Genomic DNA, 25,079 nt, shown 5'->3' with positions numbered 1-25,079 from the left:
TAAACTTTATTTAAATCACTTCTCAGCATTTGGGAACCGATAAGCATAGCCGTAATTTGATTCCAAAGCAAGCCTCGGGGAGTAAACCCTTGGTGATACTAATAAAATTATACCTATGAGCGAAGTAAAAGCATATGGAGCTGCTGATTCTAAAGCAGACCTTAAAGAAATAAAAATTGAACGCAGAGTTATTCAACCCAGAGATGTGAAAATCAAGATTACCTATTGTGGAGTTTGCCACAGTGATATTCATACCGTGCGTGACGATTGGGGCGGATCTAAATATCCCGTTGTACCGGGTCACGAAATAATTGGTAAAGTATTAGAAATTGGTAACGAAGTAGAGAATATTAAAGTCGGTGACACCGTTGGCGTAGGTTGTATGGTAGATTCGTGCCGCGAATGCGAGCCTTGTAAACTGGATCTGGAGCAGTTTTGTGAGCAAGGAATGGTAGGGACTTATAACGGTAGAGACAAACATTTAGGAGGACATACGTTTGGTGGTTATTCTGAAGAAATTGTAGTAGATAATTACTACGTATTACGCGTACCTGATAATTTAGATGAGAATGCCGTAGCTCCGCTATTATGTGCAGGTATTACAACATTTTCACCTTTAAATCATTGGAAAGTAAGTAAAGGCGATAAAGTAGGTGTTATAGGTCTTGGCGGATTAGGACATATGGGAATCAAATTTGCGCACGCAATGGGTGCTCACGTTGTAATGATTACAACAAGTCCGGGTAAAGCGGAAGATGCTAAACGATTGGGAGCAGACGAAGTATTGATTTCTAAAGATTCTGATGCGATGAAAAAGCATGCAAATTCTTTTGATTTTCTACTAAATACTGTACCGGTAGGTCACGACATCAATCCGTATTTGAGTTTATTGAAGATCGATGCGACCATGTGTATGGTAGGTGCGGTTGAACCGCTCGAAGCTGTTCACGGTGGAAGCTTAATTATTGGACGTAAAAACGTTGCCGGTTCTTTAATTGGCGGTATCAAAGAAACTCAGGAAATGCTTGATTTCTGCGGAGAACACAACATTGTAAGTGATATCGAAATGATTGATATGCATACTATAAACGAAGCTTATGAACGCGTTGTAAATGGAGATGTAAAATACCGTTTTGTAATTGACATGGAATCCTTACGAAACTAATAAAGAGCACATTAGATACTAAAAAAATCCGCCTGATTACTCAGGCGGATTTTTTTAGTATCTATACTTTTATTGGTACTGCCAAGAGGTCTGATATCTTTGAAGCTTGTCTTAAAAACAAGAAATTTCTTTTTAGAGACTGCCCTGGGGTAGTTTATTATTTCTTTGATTTTACAGTAAAACTGGGGGCTTCATAATCTTTGGGTAAATAATCAGAAGGGATGGTAGTTTGATTACCATCACGTGCTGCTCGGTAATGCGGAGAAAGGATCTCGATACCATTTTCATTACATACATCCTGAATATTTTGATGCAGTTGCGAGTAAATAGAAGCCTGTTTATTGGCCTCACGCACGTATGCATTAATTTGGTAAGCCACATAAAAATCTTCTAAACTCGTCTGTAAAACAAATGGCTGTGGATCTTTTAAAACCAGATCTGTACGCAAAGCGGCATCAATAAGTACCTGATGCATATCTTTCCAGGGGACGTCATAACCTATGGTAACTGTGGTATGTATAATGAGACCCTTTTCTGGTGCATCACTGCTGTAGTTTATAGTGTGACTGCTCATTACCGTAGAATTTGGGATAGAAATGATCTCATTTTTTGGGGTACGAACACGAGTGACTAAAGATGATTTTTCTATCACATCACCTACGATCTCACCAATTTTAACCCGATCACCAATCTTAAACAGACGCATATAGGTGAGTACCAGACCGGCAATAACATTAGATAAAGATCCCGCGGAACCAAAAGTAAACAAGAAACCTAAAAACACTGAAATACCTTGAAATACAGGAGATTCGCTTCCCGGCAGATACGGGAATATCACAACAAATGCAAAAGCGATAACCAGCACACGGACTAATTGATAGGTAGGATTTGCCCAATCTGGATAAAAGCCATTAAAACTTAGACGCTCTTCTGCAACTTCTACTTTCAAAAAATGCAAACCTTTTAAAATTAGCCTGAAAACGATAATGATAACCAATATCGCAAAAATGTTTGGCAAGTAATTCCAGAAGGCTAAGAAAATACTTTTTATAGGGTTGATAATGTATCCAAATAACGCATTTGCAAAAGATTCTGTCTGCGGAAAGAAACCAAATATAATAGGCAGCGCAACATAGATCGCAAATAAAACGGTAACCCATTTTAAAATGCGGTTTAAGAGTAGCAGTACGTGTACTTGTCGCTCTGTGTCAAGCAGCGTATAGTTCTTGATAGTGAGTGCTTTTAAACGCTTGTGCTTTTGCCGCTGAATCTTGAGGGCTGTCCACCTAAAAAGGCGTAAAACATATTTAATGATCAGACCAATTATGATTAAAACAACTAGGGCAAGACCAAAGCTTTTTAGTAGATTTAAAAAGCTGTTTTCTTTTTTATACCGAACTACTTCAGCACCTATAATATTTTTATAAGTGGTAGCTAATTCGAGCTGAGTGGTTTCAAACCAGAGAGCATCCACATCGGTGATACTAATTATTGTTTGTGATTCATAGATAACATCTACCGTAGCTTCATTTTCAGAAATTTTTAAAGAATCGGTATCAAAACTTAATGCTTCAGGAAGTTTTTTGATACGTTGAGAAATAGCATCAGCACGGTCTTGTGCTGAAAAGCTTGCAATACGATTATAGATCAGAAATAAGGTATCCTCATGAAAACCGATGACCGGATACCCCTTTGTAGTTGCCTTTAAAGAAGCTATTTGTTGTTTTTTAGTTTCCCGATGTAAGGAATCTTTAGCTTTAAATTGTTGAAGTTGTGCTTCAAGCTCACTCCGGTCTTTATTGGATGAACCTAAAGCATTGATGCGTTGTTCCAAATCAGCTCTGCGTATAGAATCTGCAAAGCGTTGTTTTTCTAGATCGGCAAGTTTTTTTATAAAATCATCTCCTGTAGTTTGTGTTGCAACACTATCTACAACAACCGCCGTAGAATCGTTCTGTGCAAGGACAAAACCAAAGTTGAGAAAGAATAAGAGAATACCTAATTGCTTAACCGATACCATTAAAAACATCTTTAATTAAGCCCGAAAAATAATTAATTCTAGTTTACCAGTCCTGTTTTTCTATTGAAATTGGAAAAACTAAAAAAATTATAGTTTTTTATATGAACACTTACAACACGGTAAACCGGTAGATTTTCCGGAGCGGATTCAACGCTGTCTGCTACTGTGCTTCTAGCATAAAACACTTCTACACCTGCACTCATAACGGGTTATTCTTTTTTACTTCCGTCTAGAATTGCTTTAATTCCGCGGAGTGCAATCAATGCAAAAATGGGTCTGTGGTTGAGTTCATGATTGAGTTCAACAACAGCTTTTTCCAATAAAAAGGTTTCCAGAAGAACTGTGTAATCTCGACCAGTATCCGGTATCAAGTCTGAGTTTACAACAGTCTTATTATACCCATTTAAATAAAATCGGGAAATGTAATAATACCAGGCTTCTGCCCAATCTTCTAGATGTGACTCGCGGTATTCTTCTGCATAATTTTGTTGCATTAATGGACTGTAAGCAGCGTAGTGAAAAGAGCGAATCATCGAGGCGACATCACGCAATCCTGAACGCAAAATACGGCGCTCACTAAATGGGCGAGACGGTTCACCTTCAAAATTGATAATAACAAAATCTTTCCCCGTCCATAGCAGTTGCCCCAGTTGAAAGTTACCGTGTGTACGTATTTTTACGGTATTTATTTTATGTTTAAAAACACGTTTAAAACACGCCAATACTTCGCTTTTTCGGCTTAAAATAGCTTCTGCTTCTCCTTGAATTGTAAGCGGAAGACTGGGTATAGACTTTCTTAGATTTTCAAAAGCTTCACGGGTTACACTTTGCAGTGAGGAATATAATGAGCGTTGATAATGCAATGAGAAAGCTTCGTGTTCAAAACCACTGAGTTCTTTATGACTGGCAAGCGCTTGATGCATTTCTGCACTGCGTTGCCCCAATAAACTTACCCGTTCTGGAAATAAGCTGTCTATAAGATCTTGCTCTTGTTCTTCAAGATTTTCAAAAAGCAAAGGTTGTGAACGTTTGGTAAGATCATAGCTTGGATGATGCTCCTGAGCTTGGGTCTGTACACGTTCCATATAGCGATGTGCGGCATCTTTTGCATTGACCCAGCCGGTACCCACATTTGTTACTAAATCCTGCATCATTCCCAGCACCGCTTCATTGCGTTTTTGAGTATGGTATACCAGCTTACCCATAAAATCAGGCGTATTAGCATATTTTACAGTTTCGGTTAAATACTGCGCCAGTTCTGCATCAGGATTAATGGTGTTGTCTAAACGACGGTATAATTTTAAAAAATAGCGGTGATCATAAATGATCGAAGTATTACTTTGTTTAGATTCAATAATTCGAGAACTAACATCCTTAATTTCAGAATCTGGTGTCAGATTTCCTTTTATAAAAGCCAGTTTTTCTTTGCCGAATTTCAGAGTTTTTCCATCCTGTAAGCCGTAAAAAAGTTGCGCTCTAAAAGGCTCAACATAAACAGAATCTACCAGTAAGCCAGAACCACTATCCAATGTTATTTCAGCTAAAATCCCTTTCTGCGGAACCGCCTCTACCAGACTTTCCTGAGTATGGGAAAGATAGGTGAGGGGCAATTGATAGATTTCAGGCAACCCTTCATTAAAATTAACTTCAACGATAAGATTCTTTACAAGAACTGTATCATCTGAAAGGTCAAGCATATTGGTGATAGTCATAGATTGAATGATTCTGCTTGAATCCCCAAACCAGTATTTACTTTTAAAATAGGCTGGTAGAATCTTTCGCTCAAGGACTTTACTGTTTTTTGCATCAAATAAGGTATCCCAATCACTCGTGTTGAGTTTTGACAACGGACCGTCTTGAGTTTCGCTTTCACGGTGTGTTAAAGAGAACCAGTAATAACCGTGTGGGGCAAGCGTGAACAAATAGGGCCTGTTTGTAATTTTAGGGAACTTATTGTGACTAAAAACTTCTACAGGAATATAATCTATATAGTCTTCCAGTTCGAGTTCTACCGCCTGTGAAAAGCGTGATAAATTCGCTAAAACCAGAATCGTTTCATCCTCATAAGTACGGGTAAATGCCAATATTTTTGCGTTAGAAGGCGATAAAAAATTGATATCTCCGCGACCAAAAGCTTTAAAGCTTTTACGCATATGCATCACACGCTTCATCCACCACAACAAAGAAGAAGGGTTCATTTGCTGTGCTTCTACATTAACTGACTCAGAGCGATACTGTGGATCTATAATCGTAGGTAAATATAATTTTTGCGGATTGGCCATGGAGAAACCTGCATTTCTATCTGCTGTCCATTGCATAGGGGTTCGTACGCCATCGCGGTCCCCCAGATAAAAATTATCCCCCATACCTATTTCATCTCCGTAATAAAGAACGGGTGTTCCCGGAAGTGAGAATAACAAAACATTCATCAATTCAATCTTATTCCGGTTATTGTCAAGTAAAGGAGCCAGTCGGCGTCTGATCCCCACATTGATTTTTGCTTTGGGATCCTGAGAATAAACTTTATACATATAATCACGCTCCTCATCGGTTACCATTTCTAAGGTAAGTTCGTCATGATTTCTCAAGAAAATAGCCCATTGACAGGACTCTGGTATAGTAGGAGTTTGGTCTATTATATCTATAATCGGGTAGCGGTCTTCCATCTTAACCGCCATAAACATACGCGGCATAATAGGAAAGTGGTAATTCATATGACACTCGTCACCTTCACCAAAATATGCTGCAGAATCTTCAGGCCACATATTAGCTTCAGCCAATAAGAGTTTATTATCATGATTGGCATCAATATGGGCTCTCAATTTTTTAAGAAAAACATGAGTTTCGGGTAAATTCTCACAATTAGTGCCGTCTCGTTCAAAGAGATAAGGCACGGCATCCAACCTAAAACCATCAACGCCCAGTTCACACCAATAATCCATAATATCAAAAACCTCTTTTTGAACATCAGGATTGTCAAAATTTAAATCAGGTTGATGGGAGAAAAAGCGGTGCCAGTAATAAGCATTTGCTTCGGCATCCCACGTCCAGTTCGAAGGTTCGGTATCTGTAAAAATGATACGGGCATCTTTATACTTGTCAATGTTATCGGTCCAGACATAATAGTCTCGGTATTTAGAACCTTCAGGAGCTTTACGTGCCCGCTGAAACCACTCATGCTGATCTGAGGTGTGATTGATCACCAACTCTGTAATCACTTTTAAACCGCGCTTGTGAGCCTCTTCGACTAAGCGTTTAAAATCTTCAATTTCTCCATAAGAGGGATTGATGCTGTAATAATCAGCAATATCATAACCATCATCGCGCAATGGAGAAGGGTAAAAAGGAAGCAACCAGATAGCAGTGACACCAAGATCTTCTAAATAGTCCAGTTTTTGAAGCAATCCTTCAAAATCTCCTATACCGTCACTGTTGCTATCAAAAAAAGCTTTGATGTGTAACTCATAAATAATTGCGTCTTTATACCAGTTTTTTTGATCGTCAACAAAGGAAGTGATTGCCATAGATAGTTTTTATACGTTGGTTTTGGTTAAAAGAATAGGCTTCCGCTAGAGTCGGAATTGTTAAAGTTAAAGAAGTATCATGAAATCCCTCGTTAAATAATGATTAAAGCTTAAGGAATCGGCTTGTAAATAAAAACTACTGTTGATAATGCTACACTTTCGCTACGCTGAAGCTGGAAAGCCATTAATGTAAAGAATTGAGCTGTACTACTCAAGAATGCCGATTAGTCCTTAAATAGTCGTTGCGATAAAACTAGTTTACCAAACCCACTGAAAATCAAAAAATTAAAATTATTGAAAGATAAATCATATTTTAGTGAATGTGTCGTTTATTTAGTCTACATTTGCCTCGTTAAATTATTTAGACAATGCCTAACAACCACTGCTCGTAAATCTTTTAATAGCAATAGTGCAGTACATTTAATAAGACAATAGCTCTCTCGAGGCAAGTTTCAGTTTAAATAAATGGTGAATGTTCCAATTCACTTATACGTTTCAAATACTACTTCTTCATTAGTTCTAATTCCATAAGAACCTTTTAAATACCCTGTAATTGTTGAATCATAAGATGATTCAAATAATTTAAAGTCTCGGCAATCGAGTCCTAAAATTGAAAACATGAATGCAATACAACGTTTTGTAAATAAATTAATTAATAATAGAGTACAAGTAATGAAAGAAGGAACAGTAAAGTTTTTTAACACCACTAAAGGATTTGGATTTATCAATCCAGAAGATTCAAACGAAGATATTTTTGTTCACGCAAGTGGATTAATCGATGAGATTCGTGAGAACGACCGTGTGGAGTTTGAAACTGAAAGAGGAAAAAAAGGAATCAACGCGATTAACGTTCGTGTGATTGACTAATCATAGCTTACCTTTTTAAGCGTAAAAGCCTTCATATTGAAGGCTTTTTTTATGTCTTATTTTTAAGGAATCACCTAAAACTTTTTACATTAATTTAGCCCCATTTAATTTTTACAAATGAATCAGCTAGAAGAAGCTTTACCTTCTGATATATCTCCTGAAGATCTACAGACGTGTATTCGTGTATTGGAACAATTAAATACCAACACAAACCTTATTTTTGAGCTTACTAAAGAAGATCGCGTTGCAGTTTTAAAAGCTTCCGGTAAACTTTCTCGACCGAGTCGTGAGGAGTTTTCCCGGCGTAAAAAAGATGCCAAAAAAGCACAGAAGCGTAAGCAAGCCGCAAAAGATCGTGCTGCACGTAAAGTAACCGGAATTCGCAGTGCGCGTGAGGCAGCTATTTTTACAGCCCCAAAATTACTCGCAGCTGCAGATCTTCAAAATATAGATACTCCAGAATTACAAACACCTCGCAATTGCTACGTTTGCAAAACTGAATTCACTAAACTGCACCACTTTTATGATACCATGTGTACCGAATGTGGGGATTATAATTATGCAAAGCGTTTTCAGAATGCTGATTTAACCGGACAAGTAGCTATTATCACCGGATCACGTTTAAAAATTGGTTATCACATCACCTTGATGCTCTTACGCGCAGGAGCAACCGTAGTCGCGACAACCCGTTTTCCCGTCGATTCTGCATTGCGTTTTGCAAAAGAAGAGGATTATCATATTTGGGCTGATCGCTTAAAAATTCACGGACTTGATCTACGACATATTCCGAGTGTTGAGATTTTTTGTAATTATATAGAACAACATTACGAGCGCTTAGATATTCTCATTAATAATGCTGCGCAAACCGTAAGAAGGCCTGCTGGTTTTTATCAGCATTTAATGGCTAAAGAAGAAATGCCGGTAACTGAGTTGCCTAAAGTGGCTACAAAATTATTAGTTGATCACTTGAACTGTCTTGATGAATTAAAAGCATTAAGTACAACAGCTAGTGGCACTAAAAATATGCCGGTCACCTGGCACGGGCCAGAGCCGGGTATAGGAATTAGAGCTTCAGCAAAGCTTTCTCAAATTCCGTATAGTTTTGACAATTCATTACAAGCATCAGAAGTGTTTCCTGAAGGTAAACTGGATGCCGATCTACAACAAGTAGACTTGCGTAAAACAAATAGCTGGCGTCTAAAACTAGGGGAGATCGAAACTACAGAAATGATAGAAGTTCAGCTGGTAAATTCAGTTGCGCCTTTTGTATTGTGTAACCGACTTTCAGAAATTATGAAGAAAGATCACACCGGTAAAAAACACATCATCAATGTTTCTGCGATGGAAGGAAAATTCCATAGGTTTTTTAAAGAAGATCGCCATCCACATACAAATATGGCAAAAGCTGCCCTCAATATGCTAACCCATACCGCTGCAGGAAGTCTTGCTAAAGAAGGTATTTTCATCAATGCAGTAGACACCGGTTGGGTTACAGATGAAGACCCTGCTGAATTGGCAAAACGCAAAGTAGAACAACACGATTTTCAGCCACCACTGGATATTGTAGATGGAGCTGCACGCGTGATAGATCCTCTTTTAGACGGAATAAATACCGGTAAACATTGGAGTGGTAAATTTTTAAAAGACTATTTCCCAATAGATTGGTAATATGGAAAAACAACCTAACAACCCGTTACACGGACTTACATTAGCTCTGATTCTTCAACGATTAGTTGATCATTATGGCTGGGAAACTCTGGCGGAAAAAATAAAAATAAACTGTTTTAAATCTAATCCTTCCGTAAATTCGAGTTTAAAATTTTTACGTAAGACTGATTGGGCACGACAAAAAGTAGAGACACTTTATTTACGAACTAAATTTTAAACTATTTTCAATCAACTAAAACCTGTACAGCAACCTTATCGTATATAATTAAGATAATTCTTAGTATCTTAAAAGTATCTTTTACAGTATTATATGCTTGATAATTACTTCAATAAGTTAAACGAGTTTAGTTTGGTTAGCCAGACCGAGAAGGAAGAGCTCATCAAATACATATCGGTAAAAAAAATACCAAAGGGAAACTATATTTTAAATTCAGGTGAAGTTTGCGACCACATTTATTTTTTGAATGAAGGCTTTGCAAGACAGTACTACTATAAAGAGAATAAAGAAATTACCGAATGGTTCGCTGGTAAATATGAATTTTGTTTTTCAATAGAGAGTTATTTTAACAATGTCCCAAGTAAATTGCTCATTGAGACCATTGAAGATTCTGAGATTATTTATTTGCACAAAGACGGTTTACTTGGTTTGAGTAAAACCAATTTAAAAATAGGGCAACTCGCCATTAGGATGTTTGCCAGATCACTAGTCTTTTCTCAGCAACGTATGGACAGTATAGTGTTTCAAAGTGCCAAAAAACGCTATGTGAATTTATTGGAGAGACAGCCTGAAATCGTTCAAAAAGTACCCTTATCCTATATTGCTTCCTTTTTAGGAATAACACAAGAAACCCTAAGTAGAATTCGGGCTAAGCTTGATTAGCTTCAGTGTCTAAAATTAATAATTAGCTAACAAATAACGTATTAATTTGATTATTTGATATTTATCAATTTTTTTAAAGGGAAAAATTATCAAATTTGTATAATTAAAAATAACAATAATTAATTGCTCCCTCACCCAACGGATAGTATTAATTAGTTTATGATTAGGCGTTCCCTAAAACCTAATTGTTTATTGTGAAAAGCAGTCTGGTCAAGGCTGCTTTTATTTTTCTAAATTATTCTAAAAATTTATAAGTAACTTACAAAACTTCTAATAGGTTAATTCCTCTTACAAGTAGCATACTTGAACTCAGAATTAACTTATTTAATTTTATGATATCCTATTCTTTAGAAGACCTTTCAAAACATATTTCTGCAACTCTAATTGGTGAAAGCGTTGAGAACTTCACCGGTTTAAATCACTTAGAAAGTGCTTCGGCAAATCAGGTAAGTTTTATAGGTTCTTCTAAATACACGAAGCTGTATGCAGATTCTAAGGCAGGTGCAGTGGTTATCAATGAAAATCTCAAACATTTAGTTTCCGGAGAAATACCATTACTGGTAGTGCCCAATGCAGACCTTGCTATGGCAAAATTATTGAGTCTTTATGAACCCGAATCTCCCGTTTTTGAGACAGCTATTAGTCCACAGGCCTATATACACCCCACAGCTAGTATTGGCGAAAACTGTAAAATAGGTGTGGGTAGCTATATAGGCGCTAACGTTAGCTTAGCTGACGGGGTAATTATATATCCTAACGTTACCATTTTAGATGATTGTTCTATAGGTACGAAAACCATGATCTGGCCGGGTACAGTAATTAGGGAACGTTCTCAAATTGGTGCATATTGTATTTTTCACAATAATGTAAGTATTGGTGCAGATGGTTTTGGTTACAGACCTGCTGAAGATGGTAGCGGCCTGGTTAAAATCGTACACATCGGTAATGTGATCATTGGTAATGGTGTAGAAATAGGAGCAAACTCATGTGTAGACCGTGCAAAATTCGATGCTACTATTATAGGTGATGGCTGTAAAATAGACAATTTGGTTCAAATAGCGCATAACTGCATTTTAGGCCGTTGTTGTATTATGGCAGGACATAGTGGTCTTGCTGGTTCAGTTACCTTAGGAGATGGCGTTATTATTGGTGGAAGTGCATCAATTAAAGATCATACAACCATCCACTCTGGGGCAATAGTCGCGGCTGGATCTGGAGTTATGGGCGATGTGGCTGCCGGAAAGACCGTACTGGGATACCCTGCAACAGATTCTCGTGCAAAACTCAAAGAGTGGGCAGCTGTTCGTAAATTGGGTAAAGGCTAAAGTTGAAAGCGATACAGTAATTCTAATTTAAATAAAGCTCCTTTTTGTAAAGGCGTATTCAATTGGTTGCGGTCATCTCCCAGATAAAAAAGACTTAATCCCAAAGCAACTTTATCATCTTGTTCAAATACTTTATAGGTTCTGGTTATAGAATAACCGGCCTTCGCTTTTAGATATAAGCCTTTGGAAATAGGATATCTCAAATAGGCAAAAAACTCTGTGGTGTTTTTGGCAAAATACTCTGGCGAAGTGCCGAAATAAGGCTCAGATAAAGCATAACTTGAAGTCAGACCGTTTACATCACCACCTATGTTTAGTTTATCGGTGAGCATATAATTGATATCGCCATTAATGGTGGTAATGTATGCTTCAAATCGTTTTGATGGACTCAAATAATAAAAACCTACATAAGGTACAAGAAAGAGACCAAACGCTTCGGTATTGGCATATAAACCAATTTTATAATTGAAATTTTCGTTTTTTTTCAGCGTCGCTAAAGCCAGACCACCCAATTGCAACCCCTCACTGGAAATAAAACTAAGGTCTGATGCTATTTTTGGTATTACGAGGTAGGTTATTGCCAACTGATCTGAGTATTTATGATTGAACCCCAAAGCCAGTCCCAAAGATGCCAAAGTTGTACGCTGAGTTATAGTAGGGTCTAATCGTAATGCGTTCGATTCTAGCATTACAGTTGCTATAAATGTATTTTTATCATCTAAAACCTTTGGAAAGGTAAATTGAAATTCTACCTCCTCAACTTGAGTTTGTGCTTCATAGTCTTCAAACTGATTCTGAGGAGTTATACTGTACGACAGATTGGCGAGGTCTATATAGTTTTGTGCGTGTAGTAAGGAGCCGCTCAATACAGCAAATACAATCTGATATACAATTCTCATTTGACGAATATAGCAAAAAACCGCTCAGTATAGTTAAACAAAAAAGAGCGACTTTACGGTCGCTCTTTTCCTATAGACCTTGCGGTTAGTTTAACTCGCTACTTTTTCTATTTCGTCAGAAACTGTTTCTTTTTCTTTAGCAAGTTTATTTTTCAATGTTGCTAAATTATCAGAAACCGTATCTTCTACTTCAGTATAGCTGTCCTTAAGTTTAGTACCTAGGTCATTTACTTTGTTTTTAAGACGCTCTTTTTCTTCTGGAGTAGCATTGTTATATTTCCACCAAGCAAAAAGTCCTCCTGCTAATCCTAGTAGGGCTGCTGCGATTCCTGCATTTTGATTTCTAGTTGTCATAATTTTTCTTTTTTAGTTTATACAGAGTAAGTTACTTAAAGTACATGCTATAAAATAATTTGGCAGAATACTTTAATAAAAGTTTAGTAGAACCGATCTTCTAATTATAAAATTGTGTTAGAATCAATCCTAAGAAAAGGTTTTATTCCTGTCAAAATAGGGTTTAATCCCTGTCGTAATACGTACAGCTTCCCAATAACTTAGTACAAACAAAAAGTCATTATTATGAAACGCACTTTTATCACACTTTTGTTTCTGTTTTTTTTGGGATTAGCTGTTGTAAATGCACAAACCCTAATGTATTTGGAAATTCCTGATATTGAAGGAGAATCTCAACGTGCGAATTTTGAGGATCAGATCGAGATTGATGCTTTTTCCTTTTCAATCCAAAGTCCCAAATCTAAAATGGGATCAGGCAGGCAACGCAGTACTCCTAGAGTTTCTGGGATTACCCTGAAGAAGAAAGTAGATATTGCCACAAACCCAATGCTGGATGCATTGACCAAGAGCATTCGTTTTGATGAAGTAAAACTCAGTTTAATCAATTCGGCCTCAGGTCAGAATGCAGATTCCTATTTAACCTATACCTTGACGAATGCTGTGATCTCTTCGTATAACGTTGAAGGCACTACAGAAGACAACAAGCCCAGAGAAGACTGGTTGATTTACTTTGAAAAGCTTCATTCGGAATACACCCGAACGAATTCTGATGGTTCTCCCGGCGATTCCAATGAGTTTGAACATAGTTCCAAAATGGGAAGCTAACATTTGTTACGATCTTAAAATTGTAAAGATACAACTACTGTTGTGGCAGGATTTTTTCGTTTCTACAGACAGGAAAGCCAACAGGTCCCGACAAAGATTTAAAACCTGTAGCTTTGTATAAAACGCCTCGTATGCCTTTTAAGATCAATAACCGCTTTTCTAAAAATCTTCCCGCAGATCCCAACCCTGAAAATTCCCGACGGCAGGTTACTCAGGGGTTTTATTCTTATGTCACACCTAAGCAAACAAATAAACCAAAACTCCTGCATGTTTCTGATGAAATGGTAACAGAGTTAGATCTTGATCAGGCAGAAACCCAGTCAGATAATTTTTTAAACCTGATGACCGGAAACAGTGTGTTACCCGAAACCAATCCCTATGCGATGGTGTATGGTGGGCATCAGTTCGGCAACTGGGCGGGACAACTGGGTGACGGGCGTGCTATCAACTTGTTTGAGGCCGAAGGAAAAACCCAGGACTGGGCGGTACAGCTTAAAGGGGCAGGGGAGACTCCGTATTCGCGATCGGCAGACGGTCTTGCGGTATTACGTTCGTCCATTAGAGAGTATTTAATGAGTGAAGCAATGCATCATCTGGGAATTCCCACCACCAGGGCACTTTCTCTGGCGCTGACCGGCGATTCCGTTTTGCGCGATGTGATGTATGATGGTAATCCGGCCTATGAAAAAGGGGCCGTTGTTTCGCGTGTTGCCGAATCCTTTTTGCGTTTTGGGAATTATCAGATTTTTACGTCCCGTAACGATATAGCAAGTTTGCAGCAACTGGTGAATTATACCATTGAAACACATTTTAGTCATCTGGGTACGCCCTCAAAGGAGACGTATTTAAAGTTTTTTGAAGAAGTAACACAACGTACGCTTACGATGATCATACACTGGCAGCGCGTGGGCTTTGTGCATGGCGTAATGAATACCGATAATATGAGCATTCTGGGACTTACCATTGATTACGGACCTTACGGCTGGTTAGAAGGTTTTGAGTGGGGCTGGACGCCCAATACTACAGACCGACAGCACAAACGCTACCGCTACGGCAATCAGCCCAATATTGGATTGTGGAATTTATACCAGTTGGCCAATGCTCTATATCCGCTGGTTGAGGAGGCTGAAGTTTTTGAGGAAATTCTGGATGGCTATAAAAAAGAGTATGCTATCAAGTCTCTGAAGATGATGGCTGATAAACTGGGAATTACAAATCCGGGGGAAGACGATTTAAAACTCATTGCTGATCTAGAGGAGTGCTTGCAACTCACCGAAACCGATATGACGATTTTCTTCCGCAAACTGGGTGATTTTAAAAAGAATGATTCGGTTGCTGGTTTTGAGCTCATTGAAGATGCCTTTTACGCTCCCAATGAACTAACTGAAGAAGTTAAAAGTCAATGGACCGTTTGGTTTTCTGAATATGCAAAACGTTTACAACAGGAATCCTGTTCTGATGATGAGCGCCAGGCAGCGATGAACCGGGTTAACCCTAAATATGTATTGCGCAATTATATGGCACAGTTGGCTATTGATGCTGCTGATGAAGGGGACTATGCACTGATCGACACCTTATACCAAATGCTTAAAAAACCATACGAAGACCAGCCGGAATACGAAAAATGGTTTGCCAAACGACCGGAATGGGCACGGGATAAAGTGGGTTGTTCTATGCTTTCCTGCAGTTCGTAATGAACCTCAGACGCTGCATCACCCGCATTCCCTCAGGTTATTCGGAAGGAATGTTTAACGACCGAAAATACGGCATCACGCGTACCGATTTTAATAACGGCAAAAGCTTAAAAATCTATGCGGAAGAATTGGGCGGAACTGATTTTATCAGCCTTAATTTCTACAGAACCGAAAGCAAAGACGTACTCAAACCCTGTGAAATGCCCCGGGAAAAAGTGATTGATTTTCTTAAAAATTTTAAACCGATCAATGGATAAACGCTTGCAAAAAATAGCTTTAGGTGGCGGCTGTCATTGGTGTACCGAAGCCGTGTTTCAATCTTTAAAAGGAGTAGAACGGGTAGAGCAGGGCTATATAGCATCAACCCGTGCGAACAGCTCTTTTTCTGAAGGCGTTATCGTTCATTTCAATCCAGAATTGATTACGCTCGCAATGCTTATCGAAATTCACCTGTATACACATAGGAGTACTTCGGCGCACAGTTTCAGAACCAAATACCGATCGGCTGTTTATACTTTTTCGGCCAAAAAACATAAAGAGGCAACCGGGATTCTTCTAAAGCTGCAACTTGATTTTGATTACCAACTCGTAACTCAGGTTTTACCTTTTTCAGAATTTAAAGCCTCTCGGGAAAGTTTACAGGACTATTACTTCAGCAATCCCGAAAAACCGTTTTGTGAGCGGTATATCGAACCTAAAATACAGCTGCTGCTTGATAAATACCGCACTCAGGTAAATTCAGACCGATTATCAGGTGATTATTGATCTGGTGTATTTATGTGATCTTTTTAAAATCTAGACCCTGCCTTATGCTTACATTTGTCGGGTTTTTTGCCCCAAGTATGATACACCCTCAAGCCGAATGCTTCAAAAGAAATCCAGCCTTATAATTTTATCCTTTTTAGCAATATATGTATGTTGGGGTTCTACCTATTTATGGAATAAAATGGCGGTTAGTGAACTTCCGCCTCTTATGCTTGCCGGAATGCGTTTCTGTACTGCTGGAGTAATTATTTTTGGTATTGCACGCTCTTTGGGGCATTCCCTGCGCATCAGTTGGAAACAATTGGGCAATTCGATTTTGGCGGGGATTCTGTTTCTTTCTGTCGGTAACGGAGTCTTTGTCTGCGCATTAAAATACATTGACAGCGGCTTTGGTTCGCTCATCGCTTCCATGTATCCCTTGTTTACGATTCTAATTATGATGCTGGTACAAAAGCGAAAATTGAAGAAAATGACGGTTTTTGGGGTGGTTTTAGGGCTTTGCGGTATGATTTTGCTCGTCAGTCAGCGGGAGCTGGCGGTAGCACCTGATTTTTGGGTGGGTGTTGGCCTGGCAGTACTGGCAATTTTTAGCTGGAGTTGTGGCAGTCTGATGGTTGCTCAGGTTGATACGCCCAAAAATCACTTTGTAAGTACTGCCTACCAGATGACTGCTGCAGGGCTTGTTTTACTACTTGCAAGTCTGGTTATAGGCGAGGAGTGGAGCAACCCCTTATCTTGGCAATTGCGGACGCAAATCGCGATGCTCTGTCTGGTATTCTTTGGTAGTATTGCAGCATTTTCGGCATTTAATTATTTGCTGAAAAATGTGGCTACCGAAAAAGTAACGACTTCGGCCTATGTAAACCCGGTTATCGCGCTGTTTCTGGGCTGGTATTTTTTAAATGAAAAAATCACTACGCAATCGGCTGTTGCAGCAGCCATCCTCATCACCGGAGTGTACTTCATCAACACCGGAAGAAGCAAAAATAAGGCTGAAGCAAAGTAGTTTCCCAAAATCAAGTACTACACGAGTACCAGCTCCTCTGAAACTAAAATAAATACAGAATAACATAGAGTTCTAAATACAAGCTTAACTCACACACCAACTGTTTCAGTTTGAAAATTGGTGTTGAATTTTAAATCTCGATTTCTCAGTTTTTAGTATCAAAAAACATCAAATCCTCAGCTCTTTTTCAAACAGCTATTCTTAAAATTGCACTTAAAAGTTTAAGCATTAAACCTTTGGCATAAAGACGTCAGAATAACAGCATTTTTAAACCGTAATCTATGATTTCAAAACGCGAACTTTCCCTTAAAATGCGGGAATACCACAGGTATCTGGGCTTTTTCCTGGCCGGTATCATGGCAGTCTATTCGGTAAGTGGGATTGTCCTGATTTTTAGAGACTCTGATTTTCTAAAGATCAAAACCGAAATAATCAAAAACCTGGATCCTGATCTTAAAAAAACGGAAATGGGTAATGCTATAGGCAACCGCCGCTTAAAGGTTGATCGCGAAGAAAACGGTATGTATTATTTTAAGGGTGGTAATTACAACACCGTAACGGGTGAAGTTGTTTATACCAAGGCCGAACTCCCGATTATCCTTTCAAAAATGACTCATTTTCACAAAGCAAAAACAGGGGATCCCCTGTTTTTTTTCAATATTTTCTTTGGGGTTAGCTTGTTGTTCTTTGTGATTTCGGCGTTTTATATGTTTTTACCCAAAACCAGTATTTTTAGAAAAGGAATATATTTTGCTGCAGCAGGAATCGTCCTTACTATCCTTTTACTGTTTGTATAATACATTGATTTTTATTAAAAAAGCAGTGCACCTAAAGTGTACTGCTTCTTTTTTGCTCATAGCGAAAGCTAATCAATGATTAGGAATTTCCTCAAATCATGAGGTCGTAAAAGAATGTTTTTTAAGGAAATTTTGACAGATATACGGGTGGAAAGACTCAGGTAAATTGGGATGAAGCCGTTAACTTTAGCAAAAAAGAAACTATGAAAGCAATAGGATTTAAAAAATCACTTCCCATAACCGAATCCAACAGTTTTATCGCCTTTGAGACCGAAAAACCCAAACCCGAAGGACGGGATCTTTTGGTTCAGATCCAGGCGATATCGGTTAATCCGGTTGATTATAAAATAAGACAGAATGCTGCCAAAGATGAAGAACTGGATACTCCAAAGATCATTGGTTGGGATGCCGTGGGAATCGTCGAAGAAGTAGGCGAGGAGGTAAGTCTCTTCAAAGCCGGGGACGCGGTATTTTATGCCGGCGATCTAACCAGACCCGGAAGCAATGCCGAATATCAATTGGTTGATGAGCGTATCGTTGGTCACAAACCTAAAAAACTGAGCCTTACCGAGGCTGCTGCCATGCCCTTAACCACGCTAACCGCCTGGGAAAGTATATTTGACCGCATTAAATACAATCCACAGACTGATAAAGGCAAAAGCCTGCTGATTCTTAATGGTGCCGGTGGGGTAGGCTCCATCGCGATCCAACTGGCCAAAAAGTTAACTGATCTTACAGTGATCGCCACGGCTTCCAGAGAAGAAACCCAGGCCTGGTGTAAAAAGATGGGAGCAGATCACGTGGTAAATCACCACTACTTAAAGGAGGAACTGAAAGGAATCGGTCACGAGCAAATCGACTTTATAATGGATTTTGTAGACTTAAAGCAATACTGGCAACAACTTTCAGAACTCATTAAACCACAAGGACATATCGTTTCGATCACAGGAAGTAGTGAACCGCTTAACCTGAATGTGCTTAAAAACAAAAGTGTTACGTTTTCTTGGGAGTTGATGTACACCCGTTCTATGCACCAGACACCCGATATGCAGCGTCAGCATGATATTCTAAATCAGGCCGCCGAACTCTTGGATGAGGGTACTTTGCAACACACGCTGACGACCACTTTTAAAGGTTTTAACGTCGAAAATCTCAAGAAGGCCCACGAACTTCAGGAGAGCGGAACCAGCATCGGGAAAAATGTGATCGTGTTTTAATCGATTCTATAATCCAAGCCTTGAAAAATACCATTTTACTAATAGTCTTTTTGCTTTCGGTCGGTGTGAATGCACAAGAAAAACCGGCAGAGAATTCCGCAGGTATCTATCACCAACGCGGAAACAGTCCGGAAGGGGGAACGAATTATATATTATTTCCAGACCAGCAATTCGTCATCGCTTTTTTTGGAGGTATGCTCAAGGGGATGTGGCAGCAGCAGGGAGACCAGATCAATTTTAAAACGACTGCAGTGCCACATTATAGTTGTTATGGGCGTTATGTAGCAGGTTTAAAAGGAACTCAAATACGTTTTAAAATAAATGAACCCAACCAAACTCTTGTTGCCTGGAATACGCTGGCAGGGGAGATGACCCCGGTATTCAATAAGGAGGCCAATTGTTTTATGCCTCCGTATATCCTTGATTTAGATCAGGAGGTGAAAAAAATATACTTATTGCAAAACTCAGCGTACCTTCCGGAAACTCCGATGTATGAGTTTACAAACGATCAAAATTTCAATGAGTTTTTGATCATCAACCTCAAACCAGATTATACTGAGGTAAAAGAATTTTCACTTACCATGAATACATTGGGCAAGAAACATCCCTGGTCCTCACTTTCAGAGGAAGACTTATATTACTTTAAGAAGTATTTAAATACCATTCAGTTTCCAACACGATTAGACCCGGAAAATCCCATATATCCGAAGACAGAATCCCATAATTCAGATTCATATGTTCAATTGAAAGCAGAGAACTATCCCAAACCTGAATTCAGAATACGCTCAAAACCCTATTTCCATTTTTCTTGTGATGATCCATAATAGTCAGAACGCCCTCTTGCACTGTATATTAAGTTAATTTAACTATTTGAAGTTAAAAGATATTAATAAAAACAATATTACGAGAGATAATTATAGCTTAGAGGAAACAAAAAATCATGAGAAAATTACTGCGGATTATAACTGTTGCCCAAATGGCTTATTATACCTATGACTGGATTAAAAATAAACGTTCGTTTAAAGAAGAGTTTGTCCCGAATTTGAAGAAAGTTAAACGCCGCATTTTTTAAACCCTATCAAAATTAAAAAAAGAACTATGGAAACAACGAGAGAACAAGCCAAACAGCAATCGCACGATGAAACTGTAGCCAGTTTACAAGAGCTTTTAGAGAAAACCTATGATGCGACAGCTGGTTATAAAGAAGCTTTAAAAAAGGCAGAACATGTGCATTTAAAAAAGTACCTCAAAGAGCGTGCAGCATTACGAGACCGCTTTGCGACAGAATTGAGTGATGCATTAATTCGTTTGGATGAAAAACCCAGGGAAAAGGGAAGTACTACTGGAGATCTACACAGAACTTGGATGAATATCAAACAAGCTTTCAATACAGATAAAGACGAAGCCATTCTAGAAGAGTGCATACGGGGAGAAAAAGCCAGTATTGAAGAATACGAGGAAGTATTGCAAAAAAAGCCATACCGACCAGAAATAACTAACATCATAACCAGCCAAAAACGAGAAGTAGAGCAAAGCTTAAGCAACATCAAGACGCTTGAGGATTTAGCGTAATACTTTGTAACTGTTAGTCTGATAATGCTACCGATTAGGTGGCATTTTTAGTTTTAGCATTGTTGTTGATACCGCTAAAGGTTTTGATACCCGGACGTTGTATACTGAGGTTATTTTGAATTGAGCGAATATCAGTTCAAGCCTGTTTCTAATTAGAAGGGTTTTAACACAACCTCTTAGCATACATCAATTTTTAATACGTACTGAACTTCTAATTTTGACCCTATAAAATCTAAAAAATATAATACTATGAGAAAGATATTGATCGTATTAACCAGTCACGAAGACTTAGGAACAACCGGAGAAAAAACAGGTTTTTGGATCGAAGAATTTGCAGCTCCTTACTATTTTCTAAAAGATAAAGGCTTTGATATTACATTGGCTTCTCCTCAGGGTGGTCAGCCGCCTATAGACCCTAAGAGTGATGCTCCTGACGCGCAGACCCCTGCTACAGAGCGGTTCAAAAATGATAAAGAAACGCAAGAAACTTTAGCAAAAACCCTAAAATTAGAGACCATCAATCAACAAGATTACGATGCCGTATTCTATCCTGGGGGGCACGGACCTTTATGGGATCTTGCAGAAGACACTTATTCCATTGCTTTAATAGAAGATTTTTATAAAAATGGAAAACCGGTTGCTGCAGTATGTCACGCACCAGCAGTATTTAAGAACACTAAAAATGCAGATGGAACTTCTTTAGTAAACGGAAAAAAAGTTACCGGCTTTACCAATGAGGAAGAGGATGCGGTTCAGCTTACAGAGGTTGTACCCTTCTTAGTAGAAGATATGCTTAAAAAGAAAGGCGGAATCTATTCTAAAAAAGAAGCCTGGGCGTCTTACGCATTGGAAGATGGATTGCTGATAACCGGTCAGAATCCTGCATCTTCAGAAGCTGTTGCCGAACTCTTGGTCAAAAAACTGAACTAATTTCAGCGTTCTTAAAAACAAAATAGCTAGAATTAAAAAAGCCTTAGTGGAATTCATCACTAAGGCTTTTTTTAATAACAGAATCGATTCTAAAGTCAGCACTATTTTTAATAAAACGCCAGCACCGGACTATCAGAAGGTTCTCGTTAAATTTGCAGTGAACGGTAGCCTAGCAGGCGGTTCTGTTTGAGGCCATCGGCCGAGTTAAGCGCATGCAGCGGAGTGAACAAAAAATTTAGAGAAGCTTCTGTAAGCCTTGATCTTTTGGTTCTTTGGCATAAAGGCAAAAGGACAGCATTTACAACATAACCTGATCCGGGACCTTTTACGTTGCACCCCCATCAAATCGCTCAAAGACATACTTCTCCGAATCGAGAAACAGCTTTTTTAATACACGAATCTATAATTTCTATTCTTCCTCTTCAGCGACTAAAGAATCTTCTAAAGCAAAAGCTTCATTTTCTTCATAAGATGCCGGTACAGAATCTTTTAAACGAATAAATTCTTCTGCTCGTTCCGAATGTTCTTCTTCTCCGGTAAAATAGGGAAATACATCAACGATAGGGGACTCGGCAACGGCGGGAATACTGTATTCACCCATTGTGTCTTTCATCGCGTGAACGGTATTTTCAAAGGCTTCTTTAACATCGTTGGCCTGTACCAAAAGGTATTCATTGGTTTTACGCTCTTTGCCGCTTTGCTCATCAAAGGCAATCAGCGAAACTTTAGCCTTAAACCAGCGGTCTGCGTTTTCAAAAGGATGCACTTCGGCAAAATTGGCCACTTTGATATTCGTGATCAACATCCCTTCGCCTTCATTGAGAAAAGGGCGCATCTCCTCAGTAATACGTTTTTCTGCTTCCGTATACGAAACCGCATCTACCAGAAACGGCTCGGTTTTTAGTTTTCTAAGTCCGGAAGCTTCATCAAATTTGGCATATTTTACTTTGCATTCGTACCAGGTTACGCTCATAGGTTTTCAAATTTTAGGACGCCAAAAATAGGATTTCACAAAGCCCAAACACGCTTTTGTTGCAGATAGATATTCACAAATATTCAATACATCTTGTATACATTTTATCCTGAGATATTTAGGGTAAAATCAATTTCAAGTTTGATTATTTTTAAATCAGAACATCTTCTGTACATTTCCTGTACTCGTGGTATTTTAATTTTTTCGGGAACTCATAAACCTCCTATCGCCGGTTTATTCGTCTAAAATTAAAACTCACAGGAACTTAAAATACATTGTGCACCAAATGAATTTGTAATCTGTTTCACTCATTTGAGTTGGAAGTTATCTATTAAAAATAATGCTTATTAAAACGTCAGCACCGGCCTATCAGAAGGTTCTTGTTAAATTTGCAGTGAACGTAGCATAGCAGGCGGTTCTGTCTGAGGCCAGCGGCCGAGTTAAGCGCATGCAGCGGAGTGAACAAAAAAATTAGAGAAGCTTCTGTAAGCCTTGATCTTTTGGTTCTTTGGCATCAAGGCAAAAGAACAGAAATATCAAAAGCACTTCAAAAAATTTTGAATACTTCGAAAATTTTTAATGGGTACTTCTTGCTATACTGAAGAAAAAGAAGACCAAAGATTAAAACTCGTAGTAACCTCGAATATATATAAACCCGAATTTATCTATTTGAAGAACGCCTATTAAAACGCCAGTACCGGCATATCAAAAGGTTCTCGTTAAATTTGCAGTGAACGTAGCGTAGCAGGCGGTCCTGTTTGAGGCCAGCGGCCGAGTTAAGCGCATGCAGCGGAGTGAACAAAAAAATTAGAGAAGCTTCTGTAAGCCTTGATCTTTTGGTTCTGTTGTATCAAGACAAAAGAACAGCAATATCAAAAGCATTTCAAATTTTGAATACTTAGAAAATATTTAATAACTACCTATAAAAACTACAATTCTAAAAATCTAAGATTTTCAGAATCTGAAAAAAGAATTGCATTAAATTCTAACTTTGCGCGCATAAACGTAAACTACCTCAGGTAAGACCCAAAGAGGTAAATAAAAAACAAAACCGGAATCCAAGGCATCCCGATAACTATCGCGACGGGGTAGTATACACTTTGGAGGTGAAAAAAAAGTTTTAGAAGTGCTGGAAAAACGAAGCCAATTACCCCGGGAACACGATGTAGATCCTGATAAATTCATTTATTGTTTAGAAGGAGTTCCCGATGTAGCTGCCAATCAAATTACCGAAGTTCAAAAAAGTCTGGAAGAACTGGCGCTTCAGTTTGGTGTGGCAAGCATTTATCAAACCTGTGACACCATTGAGGGCTTGGAAACAAGCTTAAATATCCTGATCCTAGACGACCATTACTTTAAAGAATACGAAATCATCTACTTGGTAATGACCGGAGAAGCCAATAGCATTTGTTTAAATGACTATTACTACAGTCTTCAGGAAATAGCCGAACTGTTTGAAGGGAAGTTAAGAGGTAAAATCGTTCACTTTTCAAATGCTAAAGTGCTGGATCTTGACGGGGAAGAAGCTCAGTATTTTCTGGATATTACCAATGCAAGAGCCCTTTCCGGTTATGGAAATGCCATTGACGGGTTAAGCAGCTCCAATCTCGATAAAGTTTTCTTTCACCTGTTTAATGAAGATGACGATCTGTTTCAGGTGGTAGAAGAGCTGCATCAAAAGCACTATACCGCATGTAAAGTCTTAGATTTTAGAATGTATTATTAAGGCGAATGCTTATTCAAACGTCAGTAACGGCATACTTTTTAGATCCGTAGTAAAACATGTGAAGTCTGCAGCGCGGGGTAGAGGAGGCCTGCATCCGACGAGTGGAACGAGAGGAATGCACAGACGCAGCGGTTTGCCATCCGCACGATAAAGGCTTTGCGTAGTTTTCAAGGATGTAAAAAAAAGCCTAGATTTTTTTGGTTCGTTTTTTCATCAATGGAAATCGCAGATTCACGAAGTCCCGTTTAATAGATATTCCTGAGTAAAAAATGAACGGAAGTATCAATAGCATTTCAAATTTTGAATACTTCGAAAATTTTTAATGGGTACTTCTTGCTATACTGAGGAAAAAGAAGACTAAATATTAAAACTCACAACAACCAGGAATATATATAAAACCGAATTTATCTATTTTAAAGAATGCCTGTTCAAATGTCAGTAACGGCATATCAGAAGCTTCTCGTCAAATTTTGAATACTTCGAAAATTCTTAACGGGTACTTCTTGCTATACTGAAGAAAAAGAAGACTAAATATTAAAACTCATAATAACCAGGAATATATATAAAACCGAATTTATCTATTCGAAGAACGCCTGTTCAAACGCCAGTAACGGCCTATCAGAAGGTTCGCGTTAAATTTGCAGTGAACGTAGCGTAGCAGGCGGTTCTGTTTGAGGCCAGGGGCCGAGTTAAACGCATGCAGCGGAGTGAATAAAAAATTTAGAGAACATTCTGTAAGCCTTGATCTTTTGGTTCTTTGGCATCAAGGCAAAAGAACGGAAATATCAATAGCATTTCAAATTTTGAATACTTCGAAAATTCTTAACGGGTACTCCTTGCTATACTGAAGAAAAAGAAGACTAAATATTAAAACTCACAACAACCAGGAATATATATAAAACCGAATTTATCTATTTGAAAAAAAGCCTGTT

The 25,079-nt window shown here is 38.5% G+C and carries 23 protein-coding genes; 18 read left to right on the top strand and 5 right to left on the bottom strand.

All coding sequences use genetic code 11. From position 1 onward, the window contains the following. Positions 1-115: 115 nt before the first annotated feature. A complete protein-coding gene (locus DSM03_RS08765; RefSeq protein WP_128760816.1) occupies positions 116-1,165 on the top strand; it encodes an NAD(P)-dependent alcohol dehydrogenase in 1,050 nt (349 codons plus the stop codon). A gap of 157 nt (positions 1,166-1,322) precedes the next feature. On the opposite strand, the gene DSM03_RS08760 is transcribed toward DSM03_RS08765, so the two are convergent. After that, positions 1,323-3,185, bottom strand: coding sequence for a mechanosensitive ion channel family protein (locus DSM03_RS08760; protein ID WP_128760817.1), 1,863 nt, complete (start codon positions 3,183-3,185; stop codon positions 1,323-1,325). A 209-nt stretch (positions 3,186-3,394) separates the two neighbouring features. Further along, positions 3,395-6,709 carry a maltose alpha-D-glucosyltransferase gene (treS, locus tag DSM03_RS08755; protein ID WP_128760818.1) on the bottom strand — a complete coding sequence of 1,105 codons (3,315 nt, stop codon included), beginning with the start codon at positions 6,707-6,709 and terminating at the stop codon, positions 3,395-3,397. A 672-nt stretch (positions 6,710-7,381) separates the two neighbouring features. On the opposite strand from treS, the gene DSM03_RS08750 reads away from it, so the two are divergent. The 5 genes from DSM03_RS08750 (at position 7,382) to lpxD (ending at position 11,449) form a co-directional block, all read left to right on the top strand. Further along, entirely contained in the window at positions 7,382-7,576 is a 195-nt protein-coding gene (locus DSM03_RS08750; RefSeq protein ID WP_073098306.1) for a cold-shock protein, read from the top strand. Between the two features lie 117 nt (positions 7,577-7,693). Next, positions 7,694-9,244, top strand: coding sequence for an SDR family NAD(P)-dependent oxidoreductase (locus tag DSM03_RS08745; RefSeq protein ID WP_128760819.1), 1,551 nt, complete (start codon positions 7,694-7,696; stop codon positions 9,242-9,244). Position 9,245: 1 nt separating this feature from the next. Beyond that, positions 9,246-9,461, top strand: coding sequence for a VF530 family protein (locus DSM03_RS08740; RefSeq protein WP_128760820.1), 216 nt, complete (start codon positions 9,246-9,248; stop codon positions 9,459-9,461). Positions 9,462-9,554: 93 nt separating this feature from the next. Continuing rightward, positions 9,555-10,124, top strand: a complete 570-nt coding sequence (locus DSM03_RS08735) for a Crp/Fnr family transcriptional regulator (RefSeq protein WP_128760821.1) — start codon at positions 9,555-9,557, stop codon at positions 10,122-10,124. Positions 10,125-10,456: 332 nt separating this feature from the next. Further along, on the top strand, positions 10,457-11,449 hold the full coding sequence (gene lpxD / locus DSM03_RS08730; protein WP_128760822.1) for a UDP-3-O-(3-hydroxymyristoyl)glucosamine N-acyltransferase: 993 nt from the start codon (positions 10,457-10,459) through the stop codon (positions 11,447-11,449). Here lpxD and DSM03_RS08725 read toward each other — a convergent pair. After that, complete coding sequence (locus DSM03_RS08725; protein ID WP_128760823.1) at positions 11,446-12,348, bottom strand: DUF6268 family outer membrane beta-barrel protein; 903 nt, start codon at positions 12,346-12,348, stop codon at positions 11,446-11,448. The two genes, lpxD and DSM03_RS08725, sit on opposite strands and share 4 nt — an antisense overlap. A 90-nt stretch (positions 12,349-12,438) precedes the next feature. After that, positions 12,439-12,702, bottom strand: coding sequence for a YtxH domain-containing protein (locus tag DSM03_RS08720; protein WP_201740424.1), 264 nt, complete (start codon positions 12,700-12,702; stop codon positions 12,439-12,441). A gap of 225 nt (positions 12,703-12,927) precedes the next feature. On the opposite strand from DSM03_RS08720, the gene DSM03_RS08715 reads away from it, so the two are divergent. From DSM03_RS08715 to DSM03_RS08670, 11 genes are all read left to right on the top strand, one after another. After that, a complete protein-coding gene (locus DSM03_RS08715) occupies positions 12,928-13,467 on the top strand; it encodes an Hcp family type VI secretion system effector (protein WP_128760824.1) in 540 nt (179 codons plus the stop codon). A 131-nt stretch (positions 13,468-13,598) separates the two neighbouring features. Beyond that, on the top strand, positions 13,599-15,161 hold the full coding sequence (locus DSM03_RS08710) for a protein adenylyltransferase SelO (protein ID WP_128760825.1): 1,563 nt from the start codon (positions 13,599-13,601) through the stop codon (positions 15,159-15,161). Beyond that, a complete protein-coding gene (locus tag DSM03_RS08705) occupies positions 15,161-15,418 on the top strand; it encodes a peptide methionine sulfoxide reductase (RefSeq protein WP_128760826.1) in 258 nt (85 codons plus the stop codon). Before DSM03_RS08710 ends, DSM03_RS08705 begins: the two co-directional genes overlap by 1 nt. Further along, positions 15,411-15,926, top strand: coding sequence for a peptide-methionine (S)-S-oxide reductase (locus DSM03_RS08700; protein WP_128760827.1), 516 nt, complete (start codon positions 15,411-15,413; stop codon positions 15,924-15,926). The genes DSM03_RS08705 and DSM03_RS08700 overlap by 8 nt, the downstream gene beginning before the upstream one ends. 97 nt (positions 15,927-16,023) lie before the next feature. Beyond that, a complete protein-coding gene (locus DSM03_RS08695; protein WP_128760828.1) occupies positions 16,024-16,932 on the top strand; it encodes an EamA family transporter in 909 nt (302 codons plus the stop codon). Between the two features lie 281 nt (positions 16,933-17,213). Beyond that, positions 17,214-17,729 (top strand): hypothetical protein, encoded by a 516-nt coding sequence (locus tag DSM03_RS08690; protein ID WP_128760829.1) that lies wholly within the window; start codon positions 17,214-17,216, stop codon positions 17,727-17,729. A gap of 203 nt (positions 17,730-17,932) precedes the next feature. Then, positions 17,933-18,946 (top strand): zinc-binding alcohol dehydrogenase family protein, encoded by a 1,014-nt coding sequence (locus DSM03_RS08685; protein ID WP_128760830.1) that lies wholly within the window; start codon positions 17,933-17,935, stop codon positions 18,944-18,946. A gap of 20 nt (positions 18,947-18,966) precedes the next feature. Further along, the gene (locus DSM03_RS08680) at positions 18,967-19,770 is read left to right on the top strand and encodes a hypothetical protein (protein WP_128760831.1); all 804 of its coding nucleotides are present in this window, start codon (positions 18,967-18,969) and stop codon (positions 19,768-19,770) included. A 116-nt stretch (positions 19,771-19,886) separates the two neighbouring features. After that, positions 19,887-20,018: a hypothetical protein gene (locus DSM03_RS19210; RefSeq protein ID WP_262707732.1), complete on the top strand. Its 132-nt coding sequence runs from the start codon at positions 19,887-19,889 to the stop codon at positions 20,016-20,018. 26 nt (positions 20,019-20,044) lie between these two features. Further along, entirely contained in the window at positions 20,045-20,518 is a 474-nt protein-coding gene (locus tag DSM03_RS08675; protein WP_128760832.1) for a ferritin-like domain-containing protein, read from the top strand. Positions 20,519-20,767: 249 nt separating this feature from the next. Next, a complete protein-coding gene (locus DSM03_RS08670; protein WP_128760833.1) occupies positions 20,768-21,448 on the top strand; it encodes a type 1 glutamine amidotransferase domain-containing protein in 681 nt (226 codons plus the stop codon). Between the two features lie 409 nt (positions 21,449-21,857). On the opposite strand, the gene DSM03_RS08665 is transcribed toward DSM03_RS08670, so the two are convergent. Further along, the gene (locus DSM03_RS08665) at positions 21,858-22,421 is read right to left on the bottom strand and encodes a DUF4494 domain-containing protein (protein ID WP_128760834.1); all 564 of its coding nucleotides are present in this window, start codon (positions 22,419-22,421) and stop codon (positions 21,858-21,860) included. Between the two features lie 1,126 nt (positions 22,422-23,547). Here DSM03_RS08665 and DSM03_RS08660 point away from each other — a divergent pair. Continuing rightward, entirely contained in the window at positions 23,548-24,147 is a 600-nt protein-coding gene (locus DSM03_RS08660; protein ID WP_128760835.1) for a DUF6642 family protein, read from the top strand. The last annotated feature ends 932 nt before the right edge of the window (positions 24,148-25,079 follow it).

Origin of the sequence: Leeuwenhoekiella aestuarii, assembly GCF_004104055.1 — a bacterium.
Lineage (GTDB): Bacteria > Bacteroidota > Bacteroidia > Flavobacteriales > Flavobacteriaceae > Leeuwenhoekiella > Leeuwenhoekiella aestuarii.
This window is presented reverse-complemented; position numbering and strand designations above follow the sequence as displayed.